Raw genomic sequence first — 26,178 nt, 5'->3', positions numbered from 1 at the left:
AAAGATGTCCTATATATCTATGGAAGGGATTACCAAAACCTTCGGTAGAGTCGTAGCCAATAATAATGTGAACTTAGAGGTGAAATTCGGCGAAATTCACGCACTCCTGGGCGAGAACGGCGCCGGTAAAAGCACTCTTGTCAACATGCTGTCGGGGATTTATACCCCCGACAGCGGTTCTATTTTTATTCGCGGCAAAGAAGTGAGATTTTCTTCTCCCCGGGACTCTATCGCTGCCGGTATCGGCATGATTCACCAGCACTTTAAACTGGTGGAAGTTTTCACGGCTAAGGAAAATATTATTTTAGGCCAGAGGATAGGCCTCTTTTTAAATGAGAAAGGTCTTACGGCCAGGATTAAAGAACTGGCAGCCAGGTATGAACTGGAGGTAGATCCCGAGAAAAAAGTTTACGAGATGTCTGTGGGGGAAAAACAGACCCTGGAAATTCTTAAAGTTCTCTACCGGGGTGCCAATATTCTTATCCTGGACGAACCTACAGCTGTCTTAACACCCCAAGAAACAGAAAAATTATTTGTGATCATGCGAAAAATGAAGGATGAGGGCTGTGCCGTCATCTTTATTACCCATAAATTGAATGAAGTAATGGCCGTAGCCGACAGAATAACGGTTCTGCGTAAAGGGGAGACGGTAAAAACCGTGGAGAAAGGGGCCACCAGCGCTCAAGAATTAACGGAGTTAATGGTGGGCCGTCCCGTGGACTTAAGGATAAAAAGGCTTGAGACGGAAAAAGGCAGGAAGGTCCTGGAGGTTAAAGACCTGAGAGTTCTTAACGAAGAAGGCGTGGAGGTCTTAAGGGGACTTAATTTTGACCTTTTCGCCGGGGAAATATTGGGTGTGGCCGGCATTGCCGGCAGCGGCCAGCGGGAACTCTGTGAAGCCATAGCCGGGCTTTACCCTGTGAAAAGCGGGGAGATACTCTTTGACGGGGATAATCTGGTAGGTAAGACACCCCGGGAGATTATTACCAAAGGGATCAGCATGAGCTTTATTCCCGAAGACCGTCTGGGCATGGGACTGGTGGCCTCTATGAATATGGTGGATAATCTGATTTTAAAGCAGTATCAAAATCAAAAAGGGATCTTTATTGATAGGAAGCCTGCCGTGGCCAAGGCCAAAGAAATTATCAAAAAACTGGATATTCAAACCCCGGGTATCGATCATCCCATTAGACAATTATCAGGGGGCAATATTCAAAAAGTCTTATTAGGCCGGGAACTGGATTCCAATCCTACCCTTTTGATTACCGCCTATCCGGTCCGGGGTCTGGATATTAATGCCAGCCATACTATATATGATTTGCTCAACGAGGAAAAGAAAAAAGGAGTAGCCGTTTTATTCATTGGTGAAGATTTGGACGTGCTTTTGGAACTCTGTGATCGGATTATGGTTTTGTCCCGGGGAGAAATCACCGGTATACTGGATGCCGCCAAGACCACTAAGGAAAGACTCGGGTTATTGATGTTGGGAGAAAGAAACGGGAAACTGGAGGGTGCCGAAGTTGTTTAGAATGATCAAAAGAAGCGAAGTCACCAAGCTGGAAAGCCTCACCATCAGGCTCGCGGCTATCATCCTGGCCCTTTTGACCTCAAGCCTGCTTATCCTGGCTCTAAATTTGGAGCCTCTTCTGGTATATAAAGCCATGCTCAAGGGCGCCTTTGGTACGGCTTACCGTTTCAGAGAAACGGTCATTAAGGCCGTTCCCTTAATCATAACCTCCCTGGGTATTGCCATTGCCTTTCGAATGCAATTCTGGAATATCGGGGGCGAAGGGCAGATTGCCATGGGTGCTTTCTTTGCCAGTTTTGTAGCGCTGAAAAACCCTGATCTTTCCCAGCCGGTCTTATTAACCTTAATGGCCCTGGCCGGTATCATCGGCGGGGGTTTGTGGGCCCTTATCCCTGCCTTTTTGAAGGCCCAGTGGGGTACCAACGAGACCATTATTACCTTGATGATGAATTATATCGCTCTCAAATGGATTACCTACCTGCAGTATGGGCCCTGGAAAGACCCTAAGGCCCTGGGCTTTCCCAAGATACCCAATTTCTCGGATAATGGCATCCTGCCTAAAGTTCTGGGGGTTCATATGGGCTGGATCATTGCTTTAATCTTAATTGTCCTTGTTTACATTTTTATGAACCATACCAAGAAAGGCTATGAGATCGCCGTTTTAGGGGAAAGTGAAAATACCGCCCGTTATGCGGGGATCAATATAAAAAAGACCATTATCATTGCTATCCTCTTCAGCGGGGGGCTCTGCGGCCTCACCGGGATGATCCAGGCCTCTGCCGTCAGCAATACCTTATCGGTAGAAGTTTCAGGGGGTGTGGGGTATACGGCCATCATTACCACCTGGCTTGCTTTTTTAAAGGCTCCTGTTATCCTCCTGGTCTCCGTCTTGTTTGCCGTCCTTCTCCAGGGAGGCTCCTTTATCCAGACAGCCTTCGGCATCCCCCAGGCTGCCGCCCAGCTTCTCCAGGGCATGATTCTCTTTTTTGTCCTGGGCAGCGAGTTTTTTGTACGCTATAAAATTGTCTTCAAAAACCCCTTCACCAGGACTGCCGGAAAGGAGGTTGGCGCCTGATGGATACAGTGATATCCTTTCTTGCCGCAGCAGTAGTGGCGGGTACCCCCCTGCTTTTTGCCACTTTAGGAGAGATTCTTACGGAAAAGGCGGGCAACCTGAACCTGGGTGTGGAAGGTATGATGCTGATGGGAGCCGTCATGGGGTTTCAGGTAGGCCTTGCTACCGCCAATTCCCTCCTGGCCATGGGGGCGGCGATGCTGGCCGGGGCGGCGGGGGCTTTGATTTTTGCCCTGCTCACCATTACTCTGAGAGCTAACCAGGTTGTTTCCGGTTTGTCGTTAACCATTTTTGGCACCGGCTTTTCCGGTTTTATGGGCAAGAAACTGGTGGGAGAAATTGCTCCAGATTCTATTAAAGCCTTTTTTAAGCCCTATGCTGTGCCGGGCTTAGGGGATATACCCGTTATCGGGCCAATTTTCTTTCACCAGGATCCTTTTGTATACCTGGGTTATCTTACCGCAATCCTGATGGGCATCTATTTATACAGGACACGTATAGGCCTTAACTTGCGGGCCGTAGGTGAAAATCCCGGCGCTGCCGATGCCGCCAGTATTAACATTACTTTATACAAATATGTCCATGTCCTCCTGGGCGGTGCCCTCTGCGGTCTGGGCGGAGCCTATCTTTCCCTGGTCTATGTTCCTGCCTGGCAGGATTACGTTACCGCAGGCCGGGGCTGGATTGCCGTAGCCCTGGTTATTTTTGCTTCCTGGAATCCTTATAAAGCCATTCTCGGGTCTTATCTTTTCGGTGGACTGGATATTATCGGCTTTCGAATCCAGGGTTCCAGCTTCCATATTTCCCAGTATCTCATTGATATGCTTCCTTATCTCGTGACCATCATTGTTCTGGTGGCAGTATCCATGAAAAAATCCCGGGAGAATGCGCCGCCCAAGTCCCTGGGTCTGCCCTACTTCAGAGAAGAGAGATAAATGCGGCTATGCCGCTTTCGACTACCGATGTCCCAATAAACAATATGTGTACAAAGAAAGGAGCCATCAAGGCTCCTTTCTAGCAGGTCCGAAAACCTCTTTCATGTTAAGCACCAAGTCGTCGAAAAGATGAACTTTAATCTCATCTTCTGACCCATAAATTTCCGGTTCACCATATTTGTTCTTCTCTTTCAGAGCATATACCATGACAGTTCGATTCGTAGGGTCTACCAGCCAATATTCACGAACGCCGTGGCGTTCATACAGCCTGCGTTTTTGTATCATGTCATAACCGGCGGTGGAAGGTGAAAGTATTTCAATAATAAAATCTGGAGCCCCCTTTAAACCTTTCTCATCAATTTTTGAATTATCACATATTACTAAAAGGTCAGGTTCCACAACCGTTGTAATGTCTTCGTCACGTTCATTTTTTTCGGGAAAGCGGACGGCAAAGGGAGCAAAATATAACTCGCACGTTTTATCTTCCAGGTAGTTACCTATTTTTAAAGTCAGCTGTCTCAACACTGCCTGATGGGTGGGCGAGGGAGGAACCATAGCATAAGCTCTGCCGTCTATAATTTCCCACCGTTCATCTTCCGGCCCATTTAAGTAGTCGGCATACGTGTAGTGGCTGTCTTTTTGAAGAGCCATCTTACCCATTGTTTTTGTACCTCCACAACCTTGTTTATAACTATAGTATAGCATATGAGGCATTAAACAAAAGAGAAGGACCCTGCCAAAAGGCCAAGGGTCCTTCTCTTTTTCCTTACTCTTCTAAGAGAAACTCCAGGAAGGGCTTCTCTAAATCCACCATGGCATTAACCATCAATTCCACCAAACCGCCGTAATGGACATTGAATTTGGCGGTAGCCTTGTAAAACTCCAGCATGTCACGGATGGTGCCTTTACAGTTGGAACACGGTGCACAGACATACTTGGGAATGCTTGTGTCTTCAATGGTATCCTGGAAGGCGTCGAGAATCTGCTTAAACTTCATGCGGGCGCTGACTTTATTGCGGAACTCGGGGAAATTCATGGACTGCATGATGGCAAAGCCGCTGCCGCCGCCGCAGCAGTAATTGTGGACACCGTGAGGGGTCATTTCCCTGAACTGGGGACAGATTAATTTGAGGACTTCTCTTTGCGGTTGTACAACACCCATTTGTCTCACCACGTTACAGGGGTCATGGAGTGTTACGGGAAAATTATTCTTACTGGGATCCAGTTTAATACGCTTGTTTTTAACGATATCGAGGAGAATGGGCAGGCAGCTTTCCACGGGAACTTTGTCTGCACCGTAGGTCATCCTGTCGGCACTGACGGCAGCAGCCTTATGGGCATGGCCGCACTCACCGATAACAATTCTCTTGACGCCTAGATCTTTGGCAGCTTTAAACTGGGCCAGGGCTACTTTCCTGGCCTGGGCATCATCATACCAGATGCCGTAATTCACATTGTCATAGCCTATAAGATCGCTGCTCAGGGTCCAGTCCAGCCCGGCTTCCTCAAAGATAATGGCGAAGGCCGCCGGGTTTTCCGGCCAAGCTACGTATTCGCCGGCGTTATGGGTTAAGAGGATATCGGCGCCTTTTTTATCAATGGGAATTTTGATCTTCTTCCCGGTCTTTTCTTCAATATCTTCTTCCAGGAATTCAATGATGTCCAGGAAAGCCGGTTTGGTAATGCCTGTAGATGAACCGGTTTTTAACTGTAACATTGTACCTTTTTCATGCAGGGGAATAGGGGCAATCCCCATCTCCTGGCTGAAAATCTTGCGGATTTCCCTGGTTAACATGCCGTTATCCAGGCCTAAAGGACAGGTCTGGGCACAGCGGCGGCAGAGGTTGCAGCGGTAAGCAAGTTCTCCTAAGCGGGCAATAGTTTCCCAGTCTACTTCCAGATCGGCGCCTACCAGGCTGCCAAAAAGCTTGCCGCTGTTGGTAAAGTATCGTTTGGCAATTTTCCTCAAGACTTCCGAACGGAAAATAGGCCTGTAAAGTTCATTGCAGCCGCTGGCTTGAAAAACATGGCAGGCTTCGGAGCAGGTATTGCACTTGGCGCAGTATTCAAAGGATAGGAGAAAGGGCTGGAGGAAATTGCGGTTGGTTTCGTCGGAGAAAATCTTCTCCAGGCCGCTTAAAAATTTATGCACCAGTTCTTCCTCTTCTTCTTCTGTCTTGGGTCTGGTCAGGGTATCGAGGCCGATAAAACCGTCTAAGGATGCACAGTACTTCTCTTTCCAGGCATCTTTGGGTTCACTGAAAGCCGGTTCCATACCGGGTTTATTATAGGGTTGAGGTAATTCCATTAATTCTTCTATTTTCGTTAACTGCCCGTCAGGATGTTTCCCGAAATCCTTAGGTCGTAAATCCTTGTGCTTGATCATAATGTTCACTCCTCCTCTTCCTTAGTCTTACATTCCCTGAGATTTGCTCTGACCCTGCTGGTAATGAGGAGCAGACCAGGTCTTTTTGGGTTTGTAGCTTAAAGCCTCTTTAACTTTCTTTTCCACTTCGCTTCCCGGTAAGTTAGGATCATTATCCCAGAGGATCTTGTGGTAAGTAAAATATTTGGCTACGTAATGACCCATTTTGCTTTGCGGGATGTAGATTAAAAGGAGACCTAAAAGGAAGATGTGCAGTGTTAAGAGGCCGTCAGCCTCAATAGGGGTAAAAGTTAGCAGCCCTTTAAAAATTGCTCTGCCGTAATTGAAGCCTAAATCAGCAGACCATACCATCAATCCGGTTGCCAGCACGGCAAAGATAAAAAGTAAATTAAAATATTCCTGGGGAGTAGTGTATTTCTTTAACGTATGATTAAAAAGCCTTCTTAAGAATAAGGCCCCGGAGCCGAAGGTGGCCAGCGCCGCACCGGCACCGCCTGCCAGGATCGTTCCATAATACAGGAGCGTGGTCCACCAGTGGGGATTAACTCCCTTTGGCGTAACCACAGGTAATCCGGCGATTTCGGTTATGGCCCCTACAAAAAGCAGTACTGTCCACAGACCCAGGAAATAAATGCCCAGGTGCAGGGCGTAGGAAATCCACCAGAAGGGGCGCTGGTTTTCAAAAAGTCTTTTTATAAAGAGCATTTCTTCCAGCATTTCTTTCAGTTCCCCTACCAGGGATATCTCTCTTCGTTTTGTCCACCAGTTCATTTCTTCGTAGTAGGAGCCGCCGTACTCCCCTCTTCCTTTTTCTTTAGGGACAGGATAGAGCTCCAGACGGCTGTGCATGGGGAGACTTGCGAACTGGAGGGCTCTATACAAGGAGATACCGATGAAAGAAAACAGTGATAGGTAAATAAAGGCCAGCAGTAACAAGGTATATACCTCCTCTTCGTAATAAATAAAATAGTGTAGGGAAGGAGTTTGTTCAAAAAAGAACAAACCGGTACACTCTCTATCTTTACATAATTACTTCGACAAAGTTAAGTAGATTCTTACTAATTTACATATTAAATATCAACAGCTATTACATTAAAAATATTTATCAAACATATGTTCTTAAAGTTAGGTGTGATTTGGACAAAGAAACATATAATTTCTATGAAGAAAATTTGCGGTAAGATGACAAAAAGCCAATTAAGCGGTAAGATAGATGTAATTTGAGATTAGTCAGACGGGGAGGTAAAACCGTGGGTGTAAGGATTGTTACAGATAGTACAGCCTACTTAAAAAAGGAGCTGCTGGAAAAGTATGATATAACGGTGGTTCCTTTAACGGTTAATTTTTCTGATATATCCTTTCCTGAAAATGAAATATCTAATGAAGATTTTTATGAGATGATGGATAAAAGTGAAAAAGTGCCCACTTCTTCCCAGCCTTCGCCCCATAACCTAAAGGAGGCTTTCCGTCGTATAGTGGGAGAAGGGCATGATGTGGTAGGTATCTTTATTTCCTCTGTTCTCAGCGGAACATATAACGCTGCCCTTACCGCAAAGACTATGGTCCTGGACGAATACCCGGAAGCGGTTATCGAAATCATTGATTCAAAAGTTACTACGATGCAGATGGGATATGCCGTGCTGGCTGCCGCCCGGGCGGCGGCGAGGGGGGCTGGGTGGCAGGAGGCAGCTGACGCGGCCCGGGAAGTAAACAAAAAAAGCCGCCTCCTCTTTGTGCCCAAAACTCTGGAATACCTGCGCAAGGGGGGCCGGATCGGCGAGGCTTCTGCCCTCATCGGCACACTTTTGCAGATTAAGCCTATCTTAACCTTAGTTGACGGCAGGGTAACTGTCTTAGATAAAGTCCGGACTATGGAGAAAGCCTGGAAAAGGATCCTGGAGCTTTTCTGGGAAGATGTCAAGCAAAGAGGCATCGGTGAGGTTACGGTGCACCATATCAATTGTGAGGATCAGGTACGGGAAATCGCTGCCGAGCTGGAGGCTGGCCTGGGCATTAAAGTACCCACTCATCCCATCGGCCCTGTCATCGGCATCCACGCCGGTCCCGGCACCCTGGGTATTGCCTATTACACCAGGGAATGATCAAAATATAAAGAATATAAGAGGGGTGAGGTTAAGGAGGTGGGATTAAATTGTCCCCTGAATTCTTACTTACAATAATTCTTTTATTATCTATCCTCGGTAAAAATTACAGCGTGGCTATCGCCACAACCTTTGTAATTTTTATCACCCTTCTAAGGGTGGACAAGTTCTTTCCTCTGCTTGAAAAATATACCCTTACCGGGGGTATTATTCTTCTCTCTATCTGGGTACTGATTCCCATTGCTGTTGGGAAAATTGGGGTGAAAGAAATCTTTCATTTCATGGTAACTCCCGTAGGCCTTATCGTTATTCTTGCGGGAATTTCTGTAGCTGTCCTTGCCGCTTCCGGTGTATCCCTGCTTTCTGTAAATCCAGAAATGAGTACTGGTATTGTTGTAGGAAGTCTCATTGGTGTGGCATTTTTTCACGGCCTTCCTGTTGGCCCTATGATAGGTGCGGGGATTGTAGCTTTTATACTAAAGATTTTCAGCTGGATTAGTGATTTTTGGTGTTAAAACTGAATTAAATTTATGCAGACGGCTTTCTTAGTCCTCGGGCTAAGGAAGCCGTTTTTTATGGAGTAAACCTATATTTTCATAATATGAGCACAAATTTAAGAATTATTATATTTTTTTTATAAAAAAAAATCTTATGTTCAAGGGAGGAATTTTTAAAATATTAGCGAAATAGCTACCATATGAAAAATTACTACATAAAAACAACGGATTTGTGAAAATATATTACGATAAGGGGGGTAAATATAAAAAACCTTATGCTTAAGGGAGGAATTTTTAAAATATTAGCGAAATAGCCACCATATGAAAAAACACTACATAAATACAGCGTATTTATGAAAATATGTTACGGAAAAAGGGGGTTTAATATGAACAAGGATCGCTTGTTGGCATTAATTCTTTTAATTGTCAGTGCTGTTACCTTTTATGAAACCGCAAAATTTCCTGAACTGTCCAATGACTTGCAAGTAGTTGATGCAGGATTTGTCCCTAAACTTTTGGCCTTGTTTCTAACGATATCTGCAGGCATTTTAATCTATAGATCTTACCGGATCAGCACGGAAAAAATAGTTATTTCCTTAAAAGATTCAGGAATCATCCGCATTGGTTTAGTTCTTATCATCATGGCTCTTTATGGATATCTCTTGCCCTTGATAGGGTACGAGTTGGGAACAGTTATTTTTTTAGGGGTTCTAATGATAATATTCAGGCTTAATAATTGGTTCAAAATTGTAGGAATATCTGCCGCAGCTATGTTGGCGATCTACTATATTTTCATTGTCAGTTTAAAAGTACCGCTGCCACTAAAATTTTTGTAAGGAGGATCGTTTATGGACCCTGTGCTTAGCGCCATACAGATGGTTATAAATCCTGAAATACTGCTGCTTCTCCTGGCTGGTGTGGCAGGTGGTATAGCCATTGGAGCCATTCCCGGACTAACCGCGACAATGGCAGTAGCTATACTAACTTCATTTACCTTTGGTATGTCTGCTATTGAGGCCATTATGGTCCTGTTAGGCATATATGTAGGGGGTGTATATGGTGGTTCTATATCCGCTATCCTTTTACACATTCCGGGTACCCCCTCGGCTATCATGACGGCCAGGGATGGTTACCCCATGGCCAAACAAGGTTTGGCAGGACAAGCCATTGGCATCTCCACTACTGCCTCCTTCCTGGGGGGGATGATTAGTGTAGTTTTCCTGGTTTTAGGAGCGCCAATTATTTCCCGTTTTGCTTTAAAATTCAGTGCACCTGAATACTTTGCCCTGGCTATATTTGGACTCAGTATTATTGCCAACGTTTCTGGCAAGTCCTTGTTAAAAGGACTTATTGCCGCAGCTTTAGGTATTCTCCTTTCCGCAATAGGGATGGACCCCATAACCGGCATCCAGCGGTTTACCTTTAATGAAATGAATTTACAGACAGGTCTTAATTTTGTTCCTTTAATGATAGGACTTTTCGGTCTTTCTGAAATTCTCCAGCAATTGCGGAATGTGGAAAATCACGTAGAGGTAAGGCAAGAAATAAAAAATGTGGTACCCAGCTTCAGTCTTCTAAAAAGATTATCCAAAGTTATTGTGCGTTCCTCACTCATCGGAACTTTTATTGGTGCTTTACCGGGCGCAGGAGGGACCATCGCCTCTTTTGCGGCTTATAATGATGCCAAGCAAACTTCCCAGCACCCCGAAAAATTCGGAGAAGGAATTCCGGAAGGAGTAGCAGCACCGGAAGCAGCCAATAATGCTACTGTGGGTGGAGCCCTAATGCCGCTCTTAACCCTGGGTGTCCCGGGGGATGCTATCACGGCTATCTTAATTGGCGCTTTTATGATCCATAGTCTCCAACCAGGTCCGATGTTATTTAGGAATAACCCGGAAATAATTTACGCTATTTATCTGGGTACAGCATTAGCTAACATTTTCATGTTGATTGTTGGCTTAGTCGGGGCCAGACTTTTTGCCCGCGCCATTAGTCTGCCTAACAACATACTTATCCCCTTAATACTGCTTCTCTGCATTGTGGGATCTTACGCTGTCTCCAACAACTATTTTGACATTGGTGTAATGATACTCTTCGGTATTATTGGCTATAGCTTAGATAATTTAGATGTTCCAATGGCACCCATGGTTTTAGGTATTGTTCTTGGCCCCATGGCCGAAACCAATCTGCGTAATGCGTTAATTATGGCCCAGGGACAAGTTTCAGTACTTTTCCTTAGACCTATAGCCGCTTTCTTTTGGGTAATCACCATCGCTATGCTCCTCTGGCCAAAACTGAAAAAAAGGTGGCAGGCGAGATCACAGGAGGTGGTGACACAGGAATAGGTTTTACAAACCAAGTAAACTTTGGCAAAAAATTAAGTTTTGAGGAGGAGAATGAATGAAGAATATGCCAAAGGTCAAAAAAATGTGGGTTGTATTAATTTCGGCTTTATTGATGCTCAGTCTGGTTATAGTAGGTTGTAATGCAAATAACAAAACGGAACAAAGTAAAAAAGGTAAGTATCCGGAAAAACCGTTAACAATGGTAATTCCCTTTGGAGCAGGAGGAGGAACTGACCAGGTTGCCCGCATGCTGGCAGGTATAATGGAAAAAGATTTTGGTCAGCCCATAATATGTGTCAATAAGACGGGTGGTGCCGGGGCGATAGGTTATACGGAAACGGCTAACGCCAAACCTGATGGCTATAACATCGTACTTTCAACCTCCAATATTTCCACTATTAAGGCTACTGGTAACTCTCAGTTGACTTATCAAGATTTTGAACCCATTATTGCCGTGAACTTCGATGCACCTGCCCTGATGGTCAAAGCTGACTCTCCTTATAAAACTGCTAAAGAATTATTGGATTATGCCAAAAAGAATCCTAAGAAACTTAATGTCGGTACAGGAACTCCCGGTGGTTTGTGGCATGTAGGCGTTATCAAGCTGGAAAAGGAAGCCGGTGTCCTGTTTAATATTGTGCCCAGCACTACCGGTGGTGCAAGTGCTTCCGTAAGTCTCCTGGGTGGCCATGTTGACGCCATTGTTATCCCTCCTAATGAGGCTATTGCCCAAATCAAATCCGGAGAATTTAGGATGCTAGGGACTATGACACCTGAAAGACTTAAAGACTTCCCCGATGTCCCTACTTTTAACGAAATGGGTTATAACGTCGTAATCCTTTCCTTAAGGGGATACCTGGCTCCCAAAGGTACTCCTGCCGAAGTAGTTAAAGTTCTCCATGACCACCTGAAAAAAGCCATGGAAAACGAGAAGTACATCAATTACATGAAAGACCAGGTTTCCAACATTATCTATATGGATAGTGCAAAATATAAGGAATATTTAGCCAAAGAATATGAAAGCTATACTAAACTCATCGAGGAAGCTGGCCTGGCCAAGAAATAAAATTGAAAGGTTGGGGGGGATTCCCCCCAACTTCTAAATGAGGGGTAAAGATGATTCATGTACTGGTTACAGGAAAGATCTCCCACGAGGGATTGGACATCTTAAAAGAGTTTGCCCGGGTAACGGTAGTGGAAAATCCTTCATTTGAGGAACTGGCTCAAGTAATACCAACAGCGGATGCCATTCTTCATAAAATCGGTAAGCTGCCTGCTAAGCTCCTGGAGTTAGGACCTAAGATACAGATTATTGCCAGGCATGGTGTGGGGCTGGATGATCTTGACCTGCCTTATCTGGAAAGCAGAGGTATTAAATTGACTACCACCCATGATGCCAATTCCAATGCTGTAGCCGAGTTTACCATAGCCCTGATGCTTGTATTAAAACGGCGTATCATGGAAGCTCATCACAAACTGGTAACTACCGGCTTCTGGCAGAGGGAATTGCTTATGGGAGATGAACTGCGCGGGCAAACTTTGGGCTTAATAGGATTTGGCAGGATTGGCACCAAAGTGGCGGAAATGGCCCATGTATTCGGTATGAAGATTGTGGTTTACGAACCCTTTAAAAAGCTTACCCATCCCTTTGTCTCCCAGGTGGGCCTTGCTGATTTGCTTTTACAAAGTGATGTGGTTTCCGTCCATTGTCCGCTGACTGCCGAAACAAAAGGACTATTGGACAGGAACAAGCTGTCATTAATGAAAAAGAATGCAGTCCTGATTAATACAGCCAGAGGTGGTATCGTAGACGAAAATGCTGTTTTGGATTTAATAAGAAATAAGGAAATTGCAGGAGCCGCTCTGGATACATTTTCTGTGGAACCTCCCCATTATTTGAAGGAACAGCAAATCCCAGACAATTTAATTCTTACACCGCATATTGCCGCCATGACTCAGGCTACGCAAGTGACTATGGCCGCTATGGCAGCCGGGGAAATTAAAAAACATTTTGGGATGTGATACAGTGGCAGATAGCAAACTGAGCTCTGAAAAACTAAAAAGTTTTTGTATAACACTTTTAAGGCAGGTAGATGTTCCGGAAGCCGATGCTGAAATTGTAGCCGATAACCTTGTTAGTGCCGATTTGAGAGGCATTGCTTCTCATGGTGTTTCCAGGCTTCCCATATATATTAAAAGGATACAGCTGGGTTTAGTTAATCCTTGTCCCCGGCCCAGGGTTATAAAAGCTACTCCTACCAGCCTTTTAATTGATGGAGACAACGGATTAGGCCAGGTAATCGGTTTTAAAGCCATGAACGAGGCCTTAGCCCTGGCCCGTGCGCAAGGCCAGGCCCTGGTTGGTGTGAATAACACCAATCACATTGGAATTGGTGCATATTATGCTTTGCAGGCCGTCCGGGAGGATATGATAGGAATTTGCTTAACTAATGCTTCCGCCCATATGGCTCCCTGGGGAGGAATAAAGCCACTTTTAGGCACGAATCCCATTGCTGTAGCGGTTCCCGCCGGTGATTTCCCGCCAGTTGTTCTTGATATGGCTACCAGTATTGTGGCAAGAGGAAAAATCCTTCTGGCAGCGAAAAAAGGAGAAAAGATACCTTTAGGATGGGCCCTGGACAAAAACGGGAACCCCACAGAGGACCCAAATGAAGCCATACATGGTTCAGTCCTGCCCTTAGGTGGTCCCAAAGGTTATGGCCTTTCTCTTATGGTAGACATATTGGCAGGAGTTTTAACGGGTGCCTTTTTTGGTGGTCATGTTCCATCCATGACTGAAGATTTTACTTCTAAGTTAAACGAAGGCATTTTTCTGGGTGCTTTCAAAGTAGATAATTTTATGCCTGTAGAGTTTTTCAAAAAGCGTATGGACCAGCTCATCAGCGAACTAAAAGATTCACCTAAGGCTCCGGGAGTAGTGGAAATCTTTATGCCCGGTGAAATTGAGTATAAGTGTTCTGTAGAAAGGTTGAAAGCAGGTATCCCTCTCAATGAGGAAGTAAGAAATGAACTAAACAAATTGGCTAAGTCATTAAAAGTGGAAGAAGAAATCTAGACCAGGATGAGGAGGTGATACGATGCCAGAAGTAGTAACATTGGGCGAAACCATGGCAGTTTTTGATGGTATAACTACCGGTCCCCTTCGCTATATTTCAACTTATGAACGTCACAGCGGCGGTGCTGAAACAAATGTGGCTGTAGGTGTAGTTCGCCTGGGACATTCGGCTGGGTGGATCAGCCGCCTGGGTGATGACGAATTTGGTAAGTTTATTCTAAATTTTTTCCGGGGCGAAGGAGTGGATGTTTCCCAGGTTAAAATGGATCCCTACAATCCTACGGGAATTTTTTCCGCCAGCAGAACGAAGTTGGAGAAAGTAAAAACTTTTATTACCGTAAAGGCTCGGCGGCAAGTTTCCTCTCCGTAGAAGATCTGGATGAAGCTTATATTAAACAGGCCAAGTACCTGCATGTAACAGGGATAACACCGGCTTTAAGCCCGTCTTGTAGTGAGACTGTGGAGAAGGCTATGGAAATAGCCAGGAAGAATGGTGTTAGGGTTTCTTTTGACCCCAACCTGCGCTTGAAGCTCTGGTCTAAAGATGAAGCTAAGAAGACTTTGTTGAGGCTGATGGTTTTAGCAGACATCGTCTTGCCGGGCATTGACGAATGCCAGATTTTGTTTGATACTACTAATGATGAGGAGATCTTTAAGATAATCTCCAGTTTCGGGGCAGATACGGTTGTCATTAAGCTGGGTCCTGAAGGTGCAGTAGGCTTTAAGGGAGGGGAAAAAGTAGTGGCCCCAGGTTTTCCTGTTAAGCGTGTAGTTGATCCTTTTGGCGCAGGTGACGCCTTTGCTGCTGGATTTCTGGCGGGGCAGCTTAAGAACTGGAGTTTTAAGGAATCCTTAACCTTAGCCAATGCTGTGGGCGCTTTAGCTGTCACAGTAAAAGGCAATGTGGAAGCCATGCCGACCCTGGAGGAAGCCCAGAGATTTATTCAGGGCAAACAAGATGTAAATCGTTAGGAAAAGGAGTAAAAGATGTTCTATCTGGAAGGCGGAGAAGAAAAAAATGATACCCTGTTAGGCGGTTCCCTGGTGCGGATTCGCGAAGTTTATTCCAGCCTGCGGCCTGCTGAACAGCGGGTAGCGGATCATGTCCTGCAGCATCCCCGGGATGTTATCCATCTTTCTGTGGCGGAACTGGCCGTAAAAGCAGAAGTAAGCGAGGCTACTATTGTTCGCTTTTGCCAGGCTATTGGTTATGGTGGTTATCAGAAATTTAAAATGTCTCTGGCCCAGGATTTAGTCGTTCCTACCCAGTTTATACCGGAACAAATTAAGGCTGCCGATGATTTACAGACCATTGCCGCAAAAATTGCTCACTCCAATCTGCAGGCTATTAATGATACCCGTGATATCTTAGACCTGCAGGAAGTGGAAAAGGCAGTAACAGCTATTTGTAAGGCCAGGCGTGTAGAATTTTACGGCGTAGGTTTTTCCGGTCTGGTAGCTCAGGACGCTCACCTGCGCTTAGCCCGTATCGGTATTCCGGCCATTTCCTATGTAGATCCGCACCTGCAGGCCAACTCTGCGGCTTTACTGGAGAACGGTGATGTGGCTGTAGGTATCAGTCTTCTGGGCAAAACTGCAGATATTCTTTATTCGATGAAATTAGCCAAAGATGCAGGTGCCACCACTGTGGCTATAACCAAGTATGCCAAGACACCTATCGCGGAGCTGGCGGATATTAAACTATTTACTTCCACAGAAGATGAGGCCTTTCGGACGGGAGCGGCCCGCATCGCCCAACTGCATGTTGTGGACATTTTATTTGCCGCCGTTGCTGTACGCAGGTATGATCTTTCCCTTAAATGTCTGGAGAAAACCAAGAAGGTAGGAATAGACAAAAGGGTTAAATGATTTCTTCTTTTTTGTTCTTCCTGAAATAAAATTTCACAGTATATGCCATTATATGAAATATAAATACAAATATAAGAGGAGGAGTTTATCATGGATGTTAAAAAATTTTCAGGTATTTATCCCGCGGTGATCACACCCTTTACCCCCGAAGGTGAGGTTGATGAAGCTAAATTACGTGCTTATATTGAGTATCTAATTAAAGAGGTTGACGGCCTGTTTGTCTGTGGTTCTTACGGTTCCGGTCCCCTTATGACCATGGAGCAAAGAAAAAGAGTAGCCGAAATTACCATGGAAGTAGCCAGAGGGAAAGTTCCCGTAATTCTACATGTAGGCTGTCTTGACACCACCAGCACTCTTGAGCTGGCTAAGCATGCTGAAGCCCACGGAGTCGATGCTGTAGCTGCCGTTACACCTTTCTACTATAAGCACATTAAGAGTGTAATTGTTGAACACTACAAAGCTCTGATCAATGCCGTAAAAATTCCCGTCATAGCTTACAATAACCCCAAATACAGTAATTTCTCCATTTCCGGTGACTTACTGGCTGAATTGGCCGACTTAGGATTACAGGGTGTTAAGGATAGCAGCGCTGATATTGCCTTGTTCTATGAATATATGGCTAAAGTAACCAAGCCCGACTTCCTGTTCCTCATTGGTTCCCAGACCCACCTGGTTCCCGCCGTTGTAGGTGGAGCCCACGGTTGTGTTTCCGGACTGTCTAACGCTTTCCCCCGCTTTATTAAAGAGATTTATCAAGAGTGCGTAGCCGGTAATTTTGCAAAGGCTGTAGCGCTCCAGAAAAAGGCCAACATGCTGCGGACAGTTACAGGAGAAGGTATCCCTGTGCCCTTCTATCATGCGGCCCTGCCTATGGTGGGCATCGATGTGGGGGTACCCAAGAAACCCTTCTTACCTTTACCTGAAGCCGAAGTGGAAAGAATAAGAAAGGCCTTAGCCGAAGCTAAAATGATACTCAGTTAGTAGACAAGATTAAAGACGCCTCAGGCGTCTTTAATCTTGTTTTGTAATTAATCTTCTCGATGAAGAGGAGGAATAAATGGTTAAAGGGATCTTGTTTGATCTGGATGGAACTTTGATAGATACCAATGAGTTGATCATAAGTTCGTATCGGTATACATTAAAAAGTCAACTGAGGCTGGAGGTTTCCCGGGAGGAGATTATTGGGTATTTTGGTGAACCCTTGATGATCACTTTAGGCAGATATTGCAGTGTAGAACAGTTACCACAGCTGGTGAAATGCTACCGGGAGTATAACTTAGCCCGGCACGACACTTTGACCAAAAGTTTCCCCGGGGTTCGGGAAGCTTTACAACTATTGAAGTCCAGGGGATTACTAATTGCTGTGGTTACTTCGAAAATGCGGGATACAGCGCAAAAAGGTCTAGCCCTGTTAAATCTCCTGGAGCATATCGATGTCTTAGTGGGTTTTGAAGATACAGCTAAGCATAAGCCTGATCCGGCACCTGTCGAAAAGGCCCTTGAATATTTAGCCCTGAACCCGTCCCAAGTACTTATGGTCGGAGACAGTCCCTATGACGTCCGTTCGGCCCATGGTGCAGGTGTCCGCTGCGGTGTTGTTGAATATAGTATTTTTGAGCGAGGGCAGCTGGAAAAAGAAAAACCTGACTTTTGGTTGACCACATTATTAGATTTGCCAAAATATATAGGGGGAATAGATGAAACAATAGTCTACTGAAAATTGTGGCTAAGATGGAGAAAAGAGTGCGGTAAAAACCGCACTCTTTTCTATTTTGGAAATTAAAAACGGGGCGCGGAAAAATTTGCTGTCCCTTTGGAACCTTTTTGGCGCTTGTTAATAATTTAATATAGCGGAAAAGGGGGTGTAAAAAAATGCATCAAATTCTAAACTGTATTGATGCAGGATCCGAGTATTGTCCCTGTTACCTTGCTGAGACAGGCGAGTGTATCATGTGTTCCCAGTTGCAGGGAAAGGTCTTTTGCGACTGCCGCAGTTGGAAAGGTGTCTGCATTTACCAGGAATATGTTTGGAATCGTAACCAGATGAAAGAAGGGCGCAGGACATCCTTATCCACCATTATTGAAAAAAAGGTGCTTATGGAGGCGGTCATGCTTTTAAAAATCCAGGTAAGCAGGACTTTAGCCCGGGAATTGAATCAGCCAGGCGCCTATGTCTTCATGAGGGATGTAAAAAACCCTGCCTTCTTTGATACACCCATGTCTGTTATGCGGGCCAATGAAGAAGAAGGGACTATTGAAATAGCCATCCAGATCAGGGGGGTTAAAACAAAGAGTCTGCAGGAATTAGGTACGGAAATACTCATTAGAGGTCCCTACTGGAATGGTTTATTAGGACTTAAATATTTAAAAGGTCTCTCCCATGGAAAAGCATTGCTGGTTACCAGGGGAATCGCCCAGGCTCCCGCCCTTCCGGTAGCCAGAAAACTTATCCTTTCAGGTAACAGTGTAGATGTTATTCTGGATAAGGGCCGGGCCGGTATTAATTTTACAGAGGAATATTTTAAGGAGCTGGGCTGTCAGGTTATTTATAAACCCGTCCTCAACGGTAAAACCTTAACTCTTCCCGAAGAAACCCGGGAGCTAATCAGGCAGTATATTGTGGAAAAAGGAATTAATCTCATCTATAGCGGGGGGTCGGATAAACTGCACGAAGGTATTGGTGAGTTACTGGCAGGGCTGAAGAGCGATGTTTATTTCACCTGCTCCAATGATGCCAAATTTTGTTGTGGTGAAGGTGTGTGCGGCAGCTGCCATACCAGGTTAAATGATGGCAGCAGGATAAAAACATGTAAAACACAGATAAGTCCAGTAGAGATCTTTGGAGGGAGGGAGTAGCCAGTGGCAAAAATAATCATCATCGGTGGGGGTTGGGCAGGTTGTGCAGCGGCTGTAACAGCACGAAAGGCCGGGGCAGAGGTAACTCTCTTGGAAAGGACTGATTTACTCCTGGGTCTAGGCAATGTGGGAGGAATCATGCGCAACAACGGCAGATTTACTGCAGCCGAAGAAATCAAGGCCATGGGGGCGGAAGAATTAATTGACCTGACTGATCAGGCGGCGAGACACAGGAATATTGAGTTCCCCGGTCATAAACACGCGACCCTCTACGATGTTACGAAAATTGAGCCAATGGTACGAAATTTACTAAAGGACATGGGGGTTAACATCAGGTTTGAAGCAAGGGCCATTGACGTCAAATGCGAAGGGAACAGGATAAAAAGTGTTCTTTTGTCTGACGAGACCTGGATTGACGGAGATGTGTTCATTGAAACCACAGGTTCTACAGGGCCCATGGGCAACTGCCTGCGCTACGGCAACGGCTGTTCCATGTGTATCTTAAGATGTCCTTCTTTCGGACCCCGGGTCAGCATCAGCCAGCGGGCCGGAGTTGAGGACCGCCTGGGGGAGCGCGGGGACGCTTCTTACGGAGCCTACAGCGGTTCCTGCAAACTGGTAAAAGAATCTCTAAGTAAAGAGATTATAGAAACACTGGATAAAACCGGTGTAGTCGTCTTACCCGTGCCGCCGGAAGATGTCAATATGGATAAATTGAACATGAAGGTGTGCCAGCAGTACGCCCTCAAAGAATTCGCCGAGAATATTGTCTTATTGGATACCGGTTATGCCAAGCTGATGACCTCTTACTATCCCATTGTGAAACTGAGAAGGATACCCGGTTTGGAATTTGCCCGCTTTGACGACCCCTACTCGGGCGGGAAAGGCAACTCTATCCGCTATCTTTCCATGGCTCCCCGTAACAACGCCCTCAAGGTGAAGGGGCTGGCAAATCTCCTCTGCGCAGGGGAAAAAGCAGGGCTCTTTGTAGGTCATACGGAAGCCATTGCTACAGGCAGTCTGGCCGGACACAACAGTGTACGCCTCTATTTAGGAATGCCTTTACTGGAACTGCCCCATTCTACGGCCGTGGGCGATTTAATAGCCTATGCCAATGAAATGCTGGAAACAACGGAAGGCCGCAGGAACCGTTATACCTTTGCCGGCGGCAAATACTTTGCCCGCATGCAGGAAAAAGGGCTCTATACTACGAATGTGGAAGCTGTCCAAACCAGAATTAAACGCCTGGGTCTGGCCGATATTTATAAGGAAGAATTAGTATAAGCCAGCATATCAAATTAAGAGTATCCTCACATAAGGATACTCTTAATTTTTACTTAAATTTTTAAAATATTTAATACTACTGTTATTAAAAGTCTGTTCCTGTTACAATATGTTCAGGAAGCAGTAGTATTTAGACAAATCTTTAGAATAATAGGAAAAACTGAGGTTAAGAAATGCATACATTTGTGAAAAAAAGCGGAATTCACTGGGGCTGGTGGATCGTTCTAGTCTCTTTCATTGCCAATTTCATGATTTTTGGAGCGAGGCATGCTTTTGGGGTTTTTGTGCTGCCTATTAGCGAAGAATTGGGCTGGAGCAGGGGACAGATTTCCTCTGTCTTTACTGTCATGATGATTGTTCATGGCCTGGGGTCTATTCCTTTTGGCAGGTGGACCGATAAATACAGCCCCCACCTTACCATGAGTATTGCCGCCCTGATTGGGTTTGCCGGGTATGCCCTGGCATCTGCCGCCCAATACCTGTGGCAGATTTTTCTCACCTATGGCCTTTTTTTCGGTATAGGCCAGGCCGGGATCTATGTACCTTCCGCCACTACTGTACGCCGCTGGTTTGATAAAAAAGTGGGATTGGCCATGGGCTTGACGGTGGCGGCTATCGGGGCAGGGGGATTTTTCTTGGCTCCCTTTACAAAAGTCCTTATTGAACAGGCGGGCTGGCGATATGCTTTCTTAATCACCGGGCTGTTGGGTTTAATCACTGTTGTTCCTACATCCTTTCTGGTTATGAGAAGCGATCCTGCCGCGGCAGGTTTACAGCCTTATGGTTATAACGGGGAGGCTAAAAATGAAAAAGAAAATGGTATAACACACTACAGGGATGTTTTTCGGCAGCCCTGCTACTGGTTGATTAGTCTGTCCTTTGGCCTGGCGGTAACAGGTGTATATACGGTTAGCACCCACATCGTTGCTTTAGCCCGCCATATTGGTTTTAGCGATGCTACGGGTACAATGGCCCTGGGGCTTATTGCTGTGAGCAGTTTCCTGGGCCGGATCGTGATGGGCTTTTGTTCGGATTATATTGGCTGCAGCAGGGCTCTGCGAATTGCCCTTAGTACAGAAGTGTTGGCCGGAGTCATCTTGTTTTTTGTTAATACTCCTTTAGAGTTGATGATTTTCAGCGTGATTATCGGTTTTGGTTACGGCAGTTTTGTGCCCCTTTTTCCTGCCCTCATCGGGGAAATGTTTGGCAATAAAGACCTTTCTTTCATCTTCGGTATTGCCAATTCCTTTACGGGAGTTGGCGCGGGGTTAGGCACCCTGGCGGCAGGGGTTATTTTTGATGTGTTTCATTCTTATTTCTATGCCCTGGTGATGATTTTAGCCTGTTTTGCCGCCTCGCTGATTTTGGCCTTCACTGTCAAAGGGGAGTATTAAGGAAAGGGGACACACCTGCTGAAGCCTTGGTATTTCTCTGGGGACAGGAATGTCCCCATCGGTAAGGAAAGGGGACACACCTGCTGAAGCCTTGGTATTTCTCTGGGGACAGGAATGTCCCCAATAGAAGTTCATAAGAATAGTGTAAAGACAAAAGGGGAAACAGCAACAACGGTAAACAATCTGATAATCTGCATCACCGCCACTTTAGGTGCATCGGCCCCCATCTCACAGGCTAACAGCGTCATGGGTAGGGTACCTGCCGGCGCAGCGGCTAAAAGACAGGTAACAAAATCCCATTTGGCATAATGCTTTAACACGAGAGCAAGCACGATCCCGGAGAGTAAGGTTAAAGATGATAAAACCAGGGCCGGCCATAAAAGAGCAGGGATCTGCAGCAGAGTCTCCCTGGTAACTCCCAAGCCGATGATGCCGCCGACACCCATCATGCCAAAATGCTGGATGTGTTCAACAGGTTCAACTCTCGCCGGGAAAAGGCGGGTGTAGAAAAAAACGGCAAACAAAGGCCCGACAAGATCGGGGGTAGGAACTCCGGCGTAGTGACAGATAATAGCAGCGGAAAAAGCGACCAGGCTTAATTTGACCCATTCCGCAGGGTTTCCCCAGTCCGTTTTCTTCGGTGCTGTCTCGCTTTCGTCGTTTTCACACTTGTATGCCTGGTACCTTTGGGCAATGAGGGGAACCATAAACAAGATGGTGAGGAGCCGGGCTGTCTGAAGCAGGGTCACCTGAAAGGGATTAGCGCCGAAAGACATGGCCGTAACGCCCATTTCCGCCAAACCGCCGGGGGAGGAGGCAAACATGGCTGTAGGTGGGTCAATTCCCTGAAGGACTAACAATTGACTTAACCCTAGGGCTGTTAAAATCATCCAGAAGCTTAAGAGCAGGGCAATTTTCGCCATTTCCTTGTCCTGGATCGTAAAACGCAGGCCGAGAAAGGTCCCTAAAATGATAGAGAAAACCGATTTCAAATAGGGCCAAAGACTTAATTTTAGTCCCAGCATGTTTAGCATGGCCAAAAAGGTCAGGGGTCCCAGAAAAGAAGGCATGGGGAAATGCAGTTTTTTCCCCAGGTAGTAACCAACAACAATAAGTATTAAGAAAAGCAGTAGGTCCACGGGGAGCAATCCTTTCACTATATGCTAAAAAAACCGATAAAAACATTATATCATTTTCTGCTTATTCTAGAAGACAATATTTATATAAAAGGATGTTTAGTAATAAGATAACACCCTCGATCGAGGGTGTTATCTTATTGCTCAGGAAAGTATCACTCAATTATTAGGAAGCACCACAGGCACAAGTCTCGCTATGTCGGATGTCGCAGCGGCGCGGCCGCATCTTTTATCCTTCTACCAGGTCATGTACAGAAACGGTTTTTTCTCCATCTGTCAAGGTGACCGAACTGATGCGGACACTCTCATCATTGGGATTAAGGCTTTCTAACCAGACGGGTTTCCCTTGGTATAAAACTCTTATATTATGAGGCGATTCCATGATCTCTTTGGCTCTCTCGTAGTCCATGCTTTCATCTCCTTTAAGGTTTATTACCCCTATTTTAAGATGAAAATGTACAAATTATACAATCACTCCTCTATTTCCATGAAATTACCGGGATTCAGAATTGAGTCTTTTGTTCTTTATGAAGCCCCCAGCCACTGATAGCGGCGAGATAAGCTTCCGAACCAAGCCGCTCCCTGTACTTGTATTATAAAGGCCAAGGTGACTAGAAGGGCCGATTCTGCACCGAAATTGGTGACGGCCAAACCCAGAGCCAGGGAGAGGTTGCGCATTACGGTACCATAGATAAGGGCAACACCATCTTTGGGCGTAAAGAAAGTGCGGGCAATGATGGTGCTAATAAGGAAGTTACTAAGATAGAAAATAAGAAGGGCTAAAAGAGAAGTTAGAAGGAGCTGGGGGTGGGCAATCATAATTTTCGCTTTCATACTGATACTTACGAAGATGATTGCCAGCATGGCCCAGACGCTAAAGGCAGGCAGGAGCGGCTTTATTTTTTTCTGAAAGTCTTCTTTGCTTAGTCGTTTTAATAACCCGCGATAAGTAAGGCTACCCGCTAGAAGCGGGAGGAACACTACGGTAATTATGGTTTTAAAAGTTGCCCAGAGGTCTACGGGTACAAGTTGGCCCACTAAAATAAAGAGATACCATGGTGTTAATAAAGAACCCAAGATCAATCCTGTTACCGTTAATTTAATGGCGGCGGAGACATTCCCTTGAAACAAAGCAGTCCAGGAAATGGTCATCCCGCTGGTAGGAAGGAGAGAAGCCAGTACAAGACCGGCTATAAACCTGGGGTTATCTCCCAGAAAGATTAACCCTATACTATAGGCCAGCAGGGGGATGATGATAAAATTTAAAATATGGGCAATAAGGAGAACTTTACCATGTGCACGGGAGAAAGTTTCCCGCAGTTGCATACCGATCATTGTCGGATAAATCATTAAGATGGTCATGACTAATATATACTCGCTTAAGAAACCGGTATCTGCTAAGTTGCCAACTATGAATCCCAGAACAAGGACTATAGGGATAGTCGTAACCAGGTTTTGGGCCGGATATAAGAAGATTTTTTTCCACATCATAATCACCTCAAAAAAATACCCCTTAGGGGTATGTGTTTTTGTAATTAGCATACTATAAAAATTCCTGGATAGCAAGCTTTTCTCTCTTGAAATTATAAGCAGAAGAGGGTAAGATTAGTGTGTTAGTATACAATATTACAATATTTCAGACGAGGCGCATCCTTAAGGAGGGGGAATATGATCTCTTTAAAAACAGCCAATAGTGGATTATGTCTTACTTTTGGTAAATTAACGGTATTGCAGCACGGCATTAACAATCCCTGCCTGTCTATCGGGAGAGGCCAGGGTACATACAGCATGGACCGTGGTAATTTCACCATCGAGGAAAACCTGTCGGAAAAGATTCCTCTTACCGAATATGAAATTCTGGAACAAAAAGAGGAACGCGTAATAATCCGTTTTTCTAACCAGAAGCTATGGGCCGTAATTGTAGAATTTATTGCTAAGGGAAACTTCCTGGAAGTAATGTTTACCGATGAAAGCAGTACTAAACAAAACCGCCTCTGGATTCGGATGACTGCTGCTCATGATGAATATATCTATGGCTGCGGCGAGCAGTTTTCTGAATTAAACCTGCGTGGCAAAAAAGTTCCCCTCTGGGTTTCGGAACAAGGTACCGGAAGAAATAAAAAAACCTATACCACCTTCCAGGCAGATACGGCAGGCAAAGGTGGCGGCGACTGGTACACTACTTATTTTCCTCAGCCCACTTTTGTTTCCACCGCCAGGTATTTCTGCCATGTAGAAGACTCCCACTATATGGAATTCGACTTCCGTAACCCTTCCTATCATGAACTGGCTATCTGGGGGATTCCCCCAAAATTAGTGATAGGCACGGCCCCAACGATGCTGGCTCTTTTAGAACAGCTCACGGGATATCTGGGAAGGCAGCCGGAATTGCCTGACTGGGCTTATGACGGGGTATGGCTTGGTTTACAGGGTGGTACGGAGATTGTGCTGGCTAAATTAAAAAAGGCCCAGGAATATGGCCTCAAAGTCACCGCCCTTTGGTGCCAGGATTGGCAAGGAAAACGTATCACCTCTTTCGGTAAACAGCTGATGTGGAACTGGCAGTATGATCAAAACATGTATCCCGACCTGCCGGAAACCATCCGCCGGCTTAACGAAAAAGGGGTCAGATTCTTAGGTTATATCAATCCTTATTTGGCGGTGGAAGGGCATCTCTTTAAGGAAGCCTCGGAAAAAGGATATCTTGTAAAGAATAAAGCAGGGGATGATTACTTAGTGGTATCCACTACCTTCCCCTTTGGCACCGTAGATTTAACCAATCCAGAAGCGGTAGAGTGGATCAAAAATGTGATTAAACAGAATATGATCGGCATTGGTCTATCAGGCTGGATGGCCGATTTTGCCGAATATTTACCTACGGATGCCGTGCTCTTTGCCGGTGATGCTGAAGAACTCCATAACAGATGGCCTGCCCTGTGGGCGAAAGCCAACCGGGAGGCCGTGGAAGAGGCCGGAAAACTGGGAGAAGTAGCCTTCTTCACACGTTCCGGTTATTCCGGCACCAGCCGCTACTCCACCATGATGTGGGCCGGCGACCAAATGGTAGACTGGAGCCTTGATGACGGGCTGCCTTCTGTCATACCTGCCGCCCTCTCCTTAGGCTATTCAGGATTTGGTATCTCTCATTCCGACATTGGAGGATATACCTCTCTCTTTGGTGTGAAACGGACCAAGGAACTCTTTATGCGCTGGGCTGAGCATGCGGCCTTTACCCCTATTATGCGTACCCATGAGGGAAATAGACCCGATGACTGCTGGCAGTTTGACTCTGACGAAGAAACCTTGCTGCATTTTGCCCGCATGAGCAAAATATATACTAAACTAAAGCCCTACCTTAAAGAGGCTGTAAAGGAAAATGCTTTACGTGGTATCCCGGTCATGCGTCATCCCTATCTCCATTATGAGGACGATAAGGAACTCTCTACCCTTAAGTATCAGTATTTATTGGGCCGTGATTTATTGGTAGCCCCGGTGATCGAAGAAAACAAAGAAAGCTGGCGGGTATACCTGCCCCAAGACACATGGGTGCACCTCTGGACCGGTCAGGAATACGGTAAGGGGTACTGGGAAGTGCCTGCGGCCTTAGGCTTTATTCCTGTCTTCTATCGCAAGTCCTCTCCCTATCGTGGGCTGTTTGAGGAAATTAAAGAAATATAAAGAAGACCTCCCATCCG

25 protein-coding genes are annotated in these 26,178 nt (G+C 45.6%); 19 read left to right on the top strand and 6 right to left on the bottom strand.

Translation table 11 applies throughout. The annotated features are described in order from the left end of the window. The first annotated feature begins 4 nt into the window (after positions 1-4). The 3 genes from BR63_RS13265 to BR63_RS13255 are packed head-to-tail and all read left to right on the top strand — an operon-like array spanning position 5 to position 3,538. Positions 5-1,528, top strand: a complete 1,524-nt coding sequence (locus BR63_RS13265) for an ABC transporter ATP-binding protein (protein ID WP_034422608.1) — start codon at positions 5-7, stop codon at positions 1,526-1,528. Next, positions 1,521-2,603 carry an ABC transporter permease gene (locus BR63_RS13260; RefSeq protein WP_187142692.1) on the top strand — a complete coding sequence of 361 codons (1,083 nt, stop codon included), beginning with the start codon at positions 1,521-1,523 and terminating at the stop codon, positions 2,601-2,603. Before BR63_RS13265 ends, BR63_RS13260 begins: the two co-directional genes overlap by 8 nt. Beyond that, complete coding sequence (locus BR63_RS13255) at positions 2,603-3,538, top strand: ABC transporter permease (protein WP_034422611.1); 936 nt, start codon at positions 2,603-2,605, stop codon at positions 3,536-3,538. The genes BR63_RS13260 and BR63_RS13255 overlap by 1 nt, the downstream gene beginning before the upstream one ends. 66 nt (positions 3,539-3,604) lie before the next feature. On the opposite strand, the gene BR63_RS13250 is transcribed toward BR63_RS13255, so the two are convergent. The 3 genes from BR63_RS13250 to BR63_RS13240 all read right to left on the bottom strand — a co-directional run bounded on the left by BR63_RS13250 (position 3,605) and on the right by BR63_RS13240 (position 6,860). Beyond that, complete coding sequence (locus tag BR63_RS13250) at positions 3,605-4,198, bottom strand: Uma2 family endonuclease (RefSeq protein ID WP_243269987.1); 594 nt, start codon at positions 4,196-4,198, stop codon at positions 3,605-3,607. A 106-nt stretch (positions 4,199-4,304) separates the two neighbouring features. Next, positions 4,305-5,924, bottom strand: coding sequence for a sulfate reduction electron transfer complex DsrMKJOP subunit DsrK (dsrK, locus tag BR63_RS13245; RefSeq protein WP_034422613.1), 1,620 nt, complete (start codon positions 5,922-5,924; stop codon positions 4,305-4,307). A 27-nt stretch (positions 5,925-5,951) separates the two neighbouring features. Next, positions 5,952-6,860: a respiratory nitrate reductase subunit gamma gene (locus BR63_RS13240; protein WP_034422615.1), complete on the bottom strand. Its 909-nt coding sequence runs from the start codon at positions 6,858-6,860 to the stop codon at positions 5,952-5,954. A 314-nt stretch (positions 6,861-7,174) separates the two neighbouring features. On the opposite strand from BR63_RS13240, the gene BR63_RS13235 reads away from it, so the two are divergent. From BR63_RS13235 to BR63_RS13170, 15 genes are all read left to right on the top strand, one after another. Further along, positions 7,175-8,026 (top strand): DegV family protein, encoded by an 852-nt coding sequence (locus tag BR63_RS13235; protein ID WP_034422616.1) that lies wholly within the window; start codon positions 7,175-7,177, stop codon positions 8,024-8,026. Positions 8,027-8,076: 50 nt separating this feature from the next. Continuing rightward, the gene (locus BR63_RS13230; RefSeq protein WP_034422617.1) at positions 8,077-8,541 is read left to right on the top strand and encodes a DUF441 domain-containing protein; all 465 of its coding nucleotides are present in this window, start codon (positions 8,077-8,079) and stop codon (positions 8,539-8,541) included. 368 nt (positions 8,542-8,909) lie between these two features. Beyond that, positions 8,910-9,359: a tripartite tricarboxylate transporter TctB family protein gene (locus tag BR63_RS13225; protein ID WP_034422619.1), complete on the top strand. Its 450-nt coding sequence runs from the start codon at positions 8,910-8,912 to the stop codon at positions 9,357-9,359. A gap of 12 nt (positions 9,360-9,371) precedes the next feature. Continuing rightward, positions 9,372-10,868, top strand: coding sequence for a tripartite tricarboxylate transporter permease (locus tag BR63_RS13220; RefSeq protein WP_034422621.1), 1,497 nt, complete (start codon positions 9,372-9,374; stop codon positions 10,866-10,868). Positions 10,869-10,923: 55 nt separating this feature from the next. Continuing rightward, the gene (locus BR63_RS13215; RefSeq protein ID WP_051965789.1) at positions 10,924-11,934 is read left to right on the top strand and encodes a tripartite tricarboxylate transporter substrate binding protein; all 1,011 of its coding nucleotides are present in this window, start codon (positions 10,924-10,926) and stop codon (positions 11,932-11,934) included. Positions 11,935-11,984: 50 nt separating this feature from the next. Beyond that, the gene (locus BR63_RS13210; RefSeq protein ID WP_051965791.1) at positions 11,985-12,890 is read left to right on the top strand and encodes a hydroxyacid dehydrogenase; all 906 of its coding nucleotides are present in this window, start codon (positions 11,985-11,987) and stop codon (positions 12,888-12,890) included. A gap of 4 nt (positions 12,891-12,894) precedes the next feature. Next, on the top strand, positions 12,895-13,944 hold the full coding sequence (locus BR63_RS13205) for an Ldh family oxidoreductase (RefSeq protein ID WP_034422622.1): 1,050 nt from the start codon (positions 12,895-12,897) through the stop codon (positions 13,942-13,944). Between the two features lie 22 nt (positions 13,945-13,966). Continuing rightward, positions 13,967-14,314 (top strand): PfkB family carbohydrate kinase, encoded by a 348-nt coding sequence (locus tag BR63_RS19795; protein ID WP_207724724.1) that lies wholly within the window; start codon positions 13,967-13,969, stop codon positions 14,312-14,314. Positions 14,315-14,319: 5 nt separating this feature from the next. Beyond that, the gene (locus BR63_RS19790; RefSeq protein WP_276568984.1) at positions 14,320-14,916 is read left to right on the top strand and encodes a sugar kinase; all 597 of its coding nucleotides are present in this window, start codon (positions 14,320-14,322) and stop codon (positions 14,914-14,916) included. Positions 14,917-14,931: 15 nt separating this feature from the next. After that, positions 14,932-15,813, top strand: coding sequence for a MurR/RpiR family transcriptional regulator (locus BR63_RS13195; protein WP_051965792.1), 882 nt, complete (start codon positions 14,932-14,934; stop codon positions 15,811-15,813). Positions 15,814-15,903: 90 nt separating this feature from the next. Beyond that, entirely contained in the window at positions 15,904-16,794 is an 891-nt protein-coding gene (locus BR63_RS13190; protein WP_051965794.1) for a dihydrodipicolinate synthase family protein, read from the top strand. A gap of 76 nt (positions 16,795-16,870) precedes the next feature. Beyond that, a complete protein-coding gene (ppaX, locus tag BR63_RS13185; protein WP_034422625.1) occupies positions 16,871-17,530 on the top strand; it encodes a pyrophosphatase PpaX in 660 nt (219 codons plus the stop codon). A gap of 155 nt (positions 17,531-17,685) precedes the next feature. Continuing rightward, positions 17,686-18,669: a sulfide/dihydroorotate dehydrogenase-like FAD/NAD-binding protein gene (locus BR63_RS13180; RefSeq protein WP_034422626.1), complete on the top strand. Its 984-nt coding sequence runs from the start codon at positions 17,686-17,688 to the stop codon at positions 18,667-18,669. Between the two features lie 3 nt (positions 18,670-18,672). Further along, positions 18,673-19,953: an FAD-dependent oxidoreductase gene (locus BR63_RS13175; protein WP_034422628.1), complete on the top strand. Its 1,281-nt coding sequence runs from the start codon at positions 18,673-18,675 to the stop codon at positions 19,951-19,953. A gap of 173 nt (positions 19,954-20,126) precedes the next feature. Then, entirely contained in the window at positions 20,127-21,347 is a 1,221-nt protein-coding gene (locus BR63_RS13170) for an MFS transporter (protein ID WP_034422630.1), read from the top strand. 131 nt (positions 21,348-21,478) lie between these two features. On the opposite strand, the gene BR63_RS13165 is transcribed toward BR63_RS13170, so the two are convergent. The 3 genes from BR63_RS13165 to BR63_RS13155 all read right to left on the bottom strand — a co-directional run bounded on the left by BR63_RS13165 (position 21,479) and on the right by BR63_RS13155 (position 23,974). Next, positions 21,479-22,486 carry an AbrB family transcriptional regulator gene (locus BR63_RS13165; protein WP_034422632.1) on the bottom strand — a complete coding sequence of 336 codons (1,008 nt, stop codon included), beginning with the start codon at positions 22,484-22,486 and terminating at the stop codon, positions 21,479-21,481. Positions 22,487-22,712: 226 nt separating this feature from the next. Further along, complete coding sequence (locus BR63_RS13160) at positions 22,713-22,892, bottom strand: H-type small acid-soluble spore protein (RefSeq protein ID WP_034422636.1); 180 nt, start codon at positions 22,890-22,892, stop codon at positions 22,713-22,715. Between the two features lie 116 nt (positions 22,893-23,008). Continuing rightward, complete coding sequence (locus tag BR63_RS13155) at positions 23,009-23,974, bottom strand: arsenic resistance protein (RefSeq protein ID WP_243269986.1); 966 nt, start codon at positions 23,972-23,974, stop codon at positions 23,009-23,011. A gap of 177 nt (positions 23,975-24,151) precedes the next feature. Between BR63_RS13155 and BR63_RS13150 the strand changes: the two genes are divergently transcribed. Further along, positions 24,152-26,161: an alpha-glucosidase gene (locus tag BR63_RS13150; protein ID WP_034422637.1), complete on the top strand. Its 2,010-nt coding sequence runs from the start codon at positions 24,152-24,154 to the stop codon at positions 26,159-26,161. Positions 26,162-26,178 lie beyond the last annotated feature (17 nt).

The organism is Thermanaerosceptrum fracticalcis, assembly GCF_000746025.2.
Taxonomy (GTDB): domain Bacteria; phylum Bacillota; class Peptococcia; order DRI-13; family DRI-13; genus Thermanaerosceptrum; species Thermanaerosceptrum fracticalcis.
This window is presented reverse-complemented; position numbering and strand designations above follow the sequence as displayed.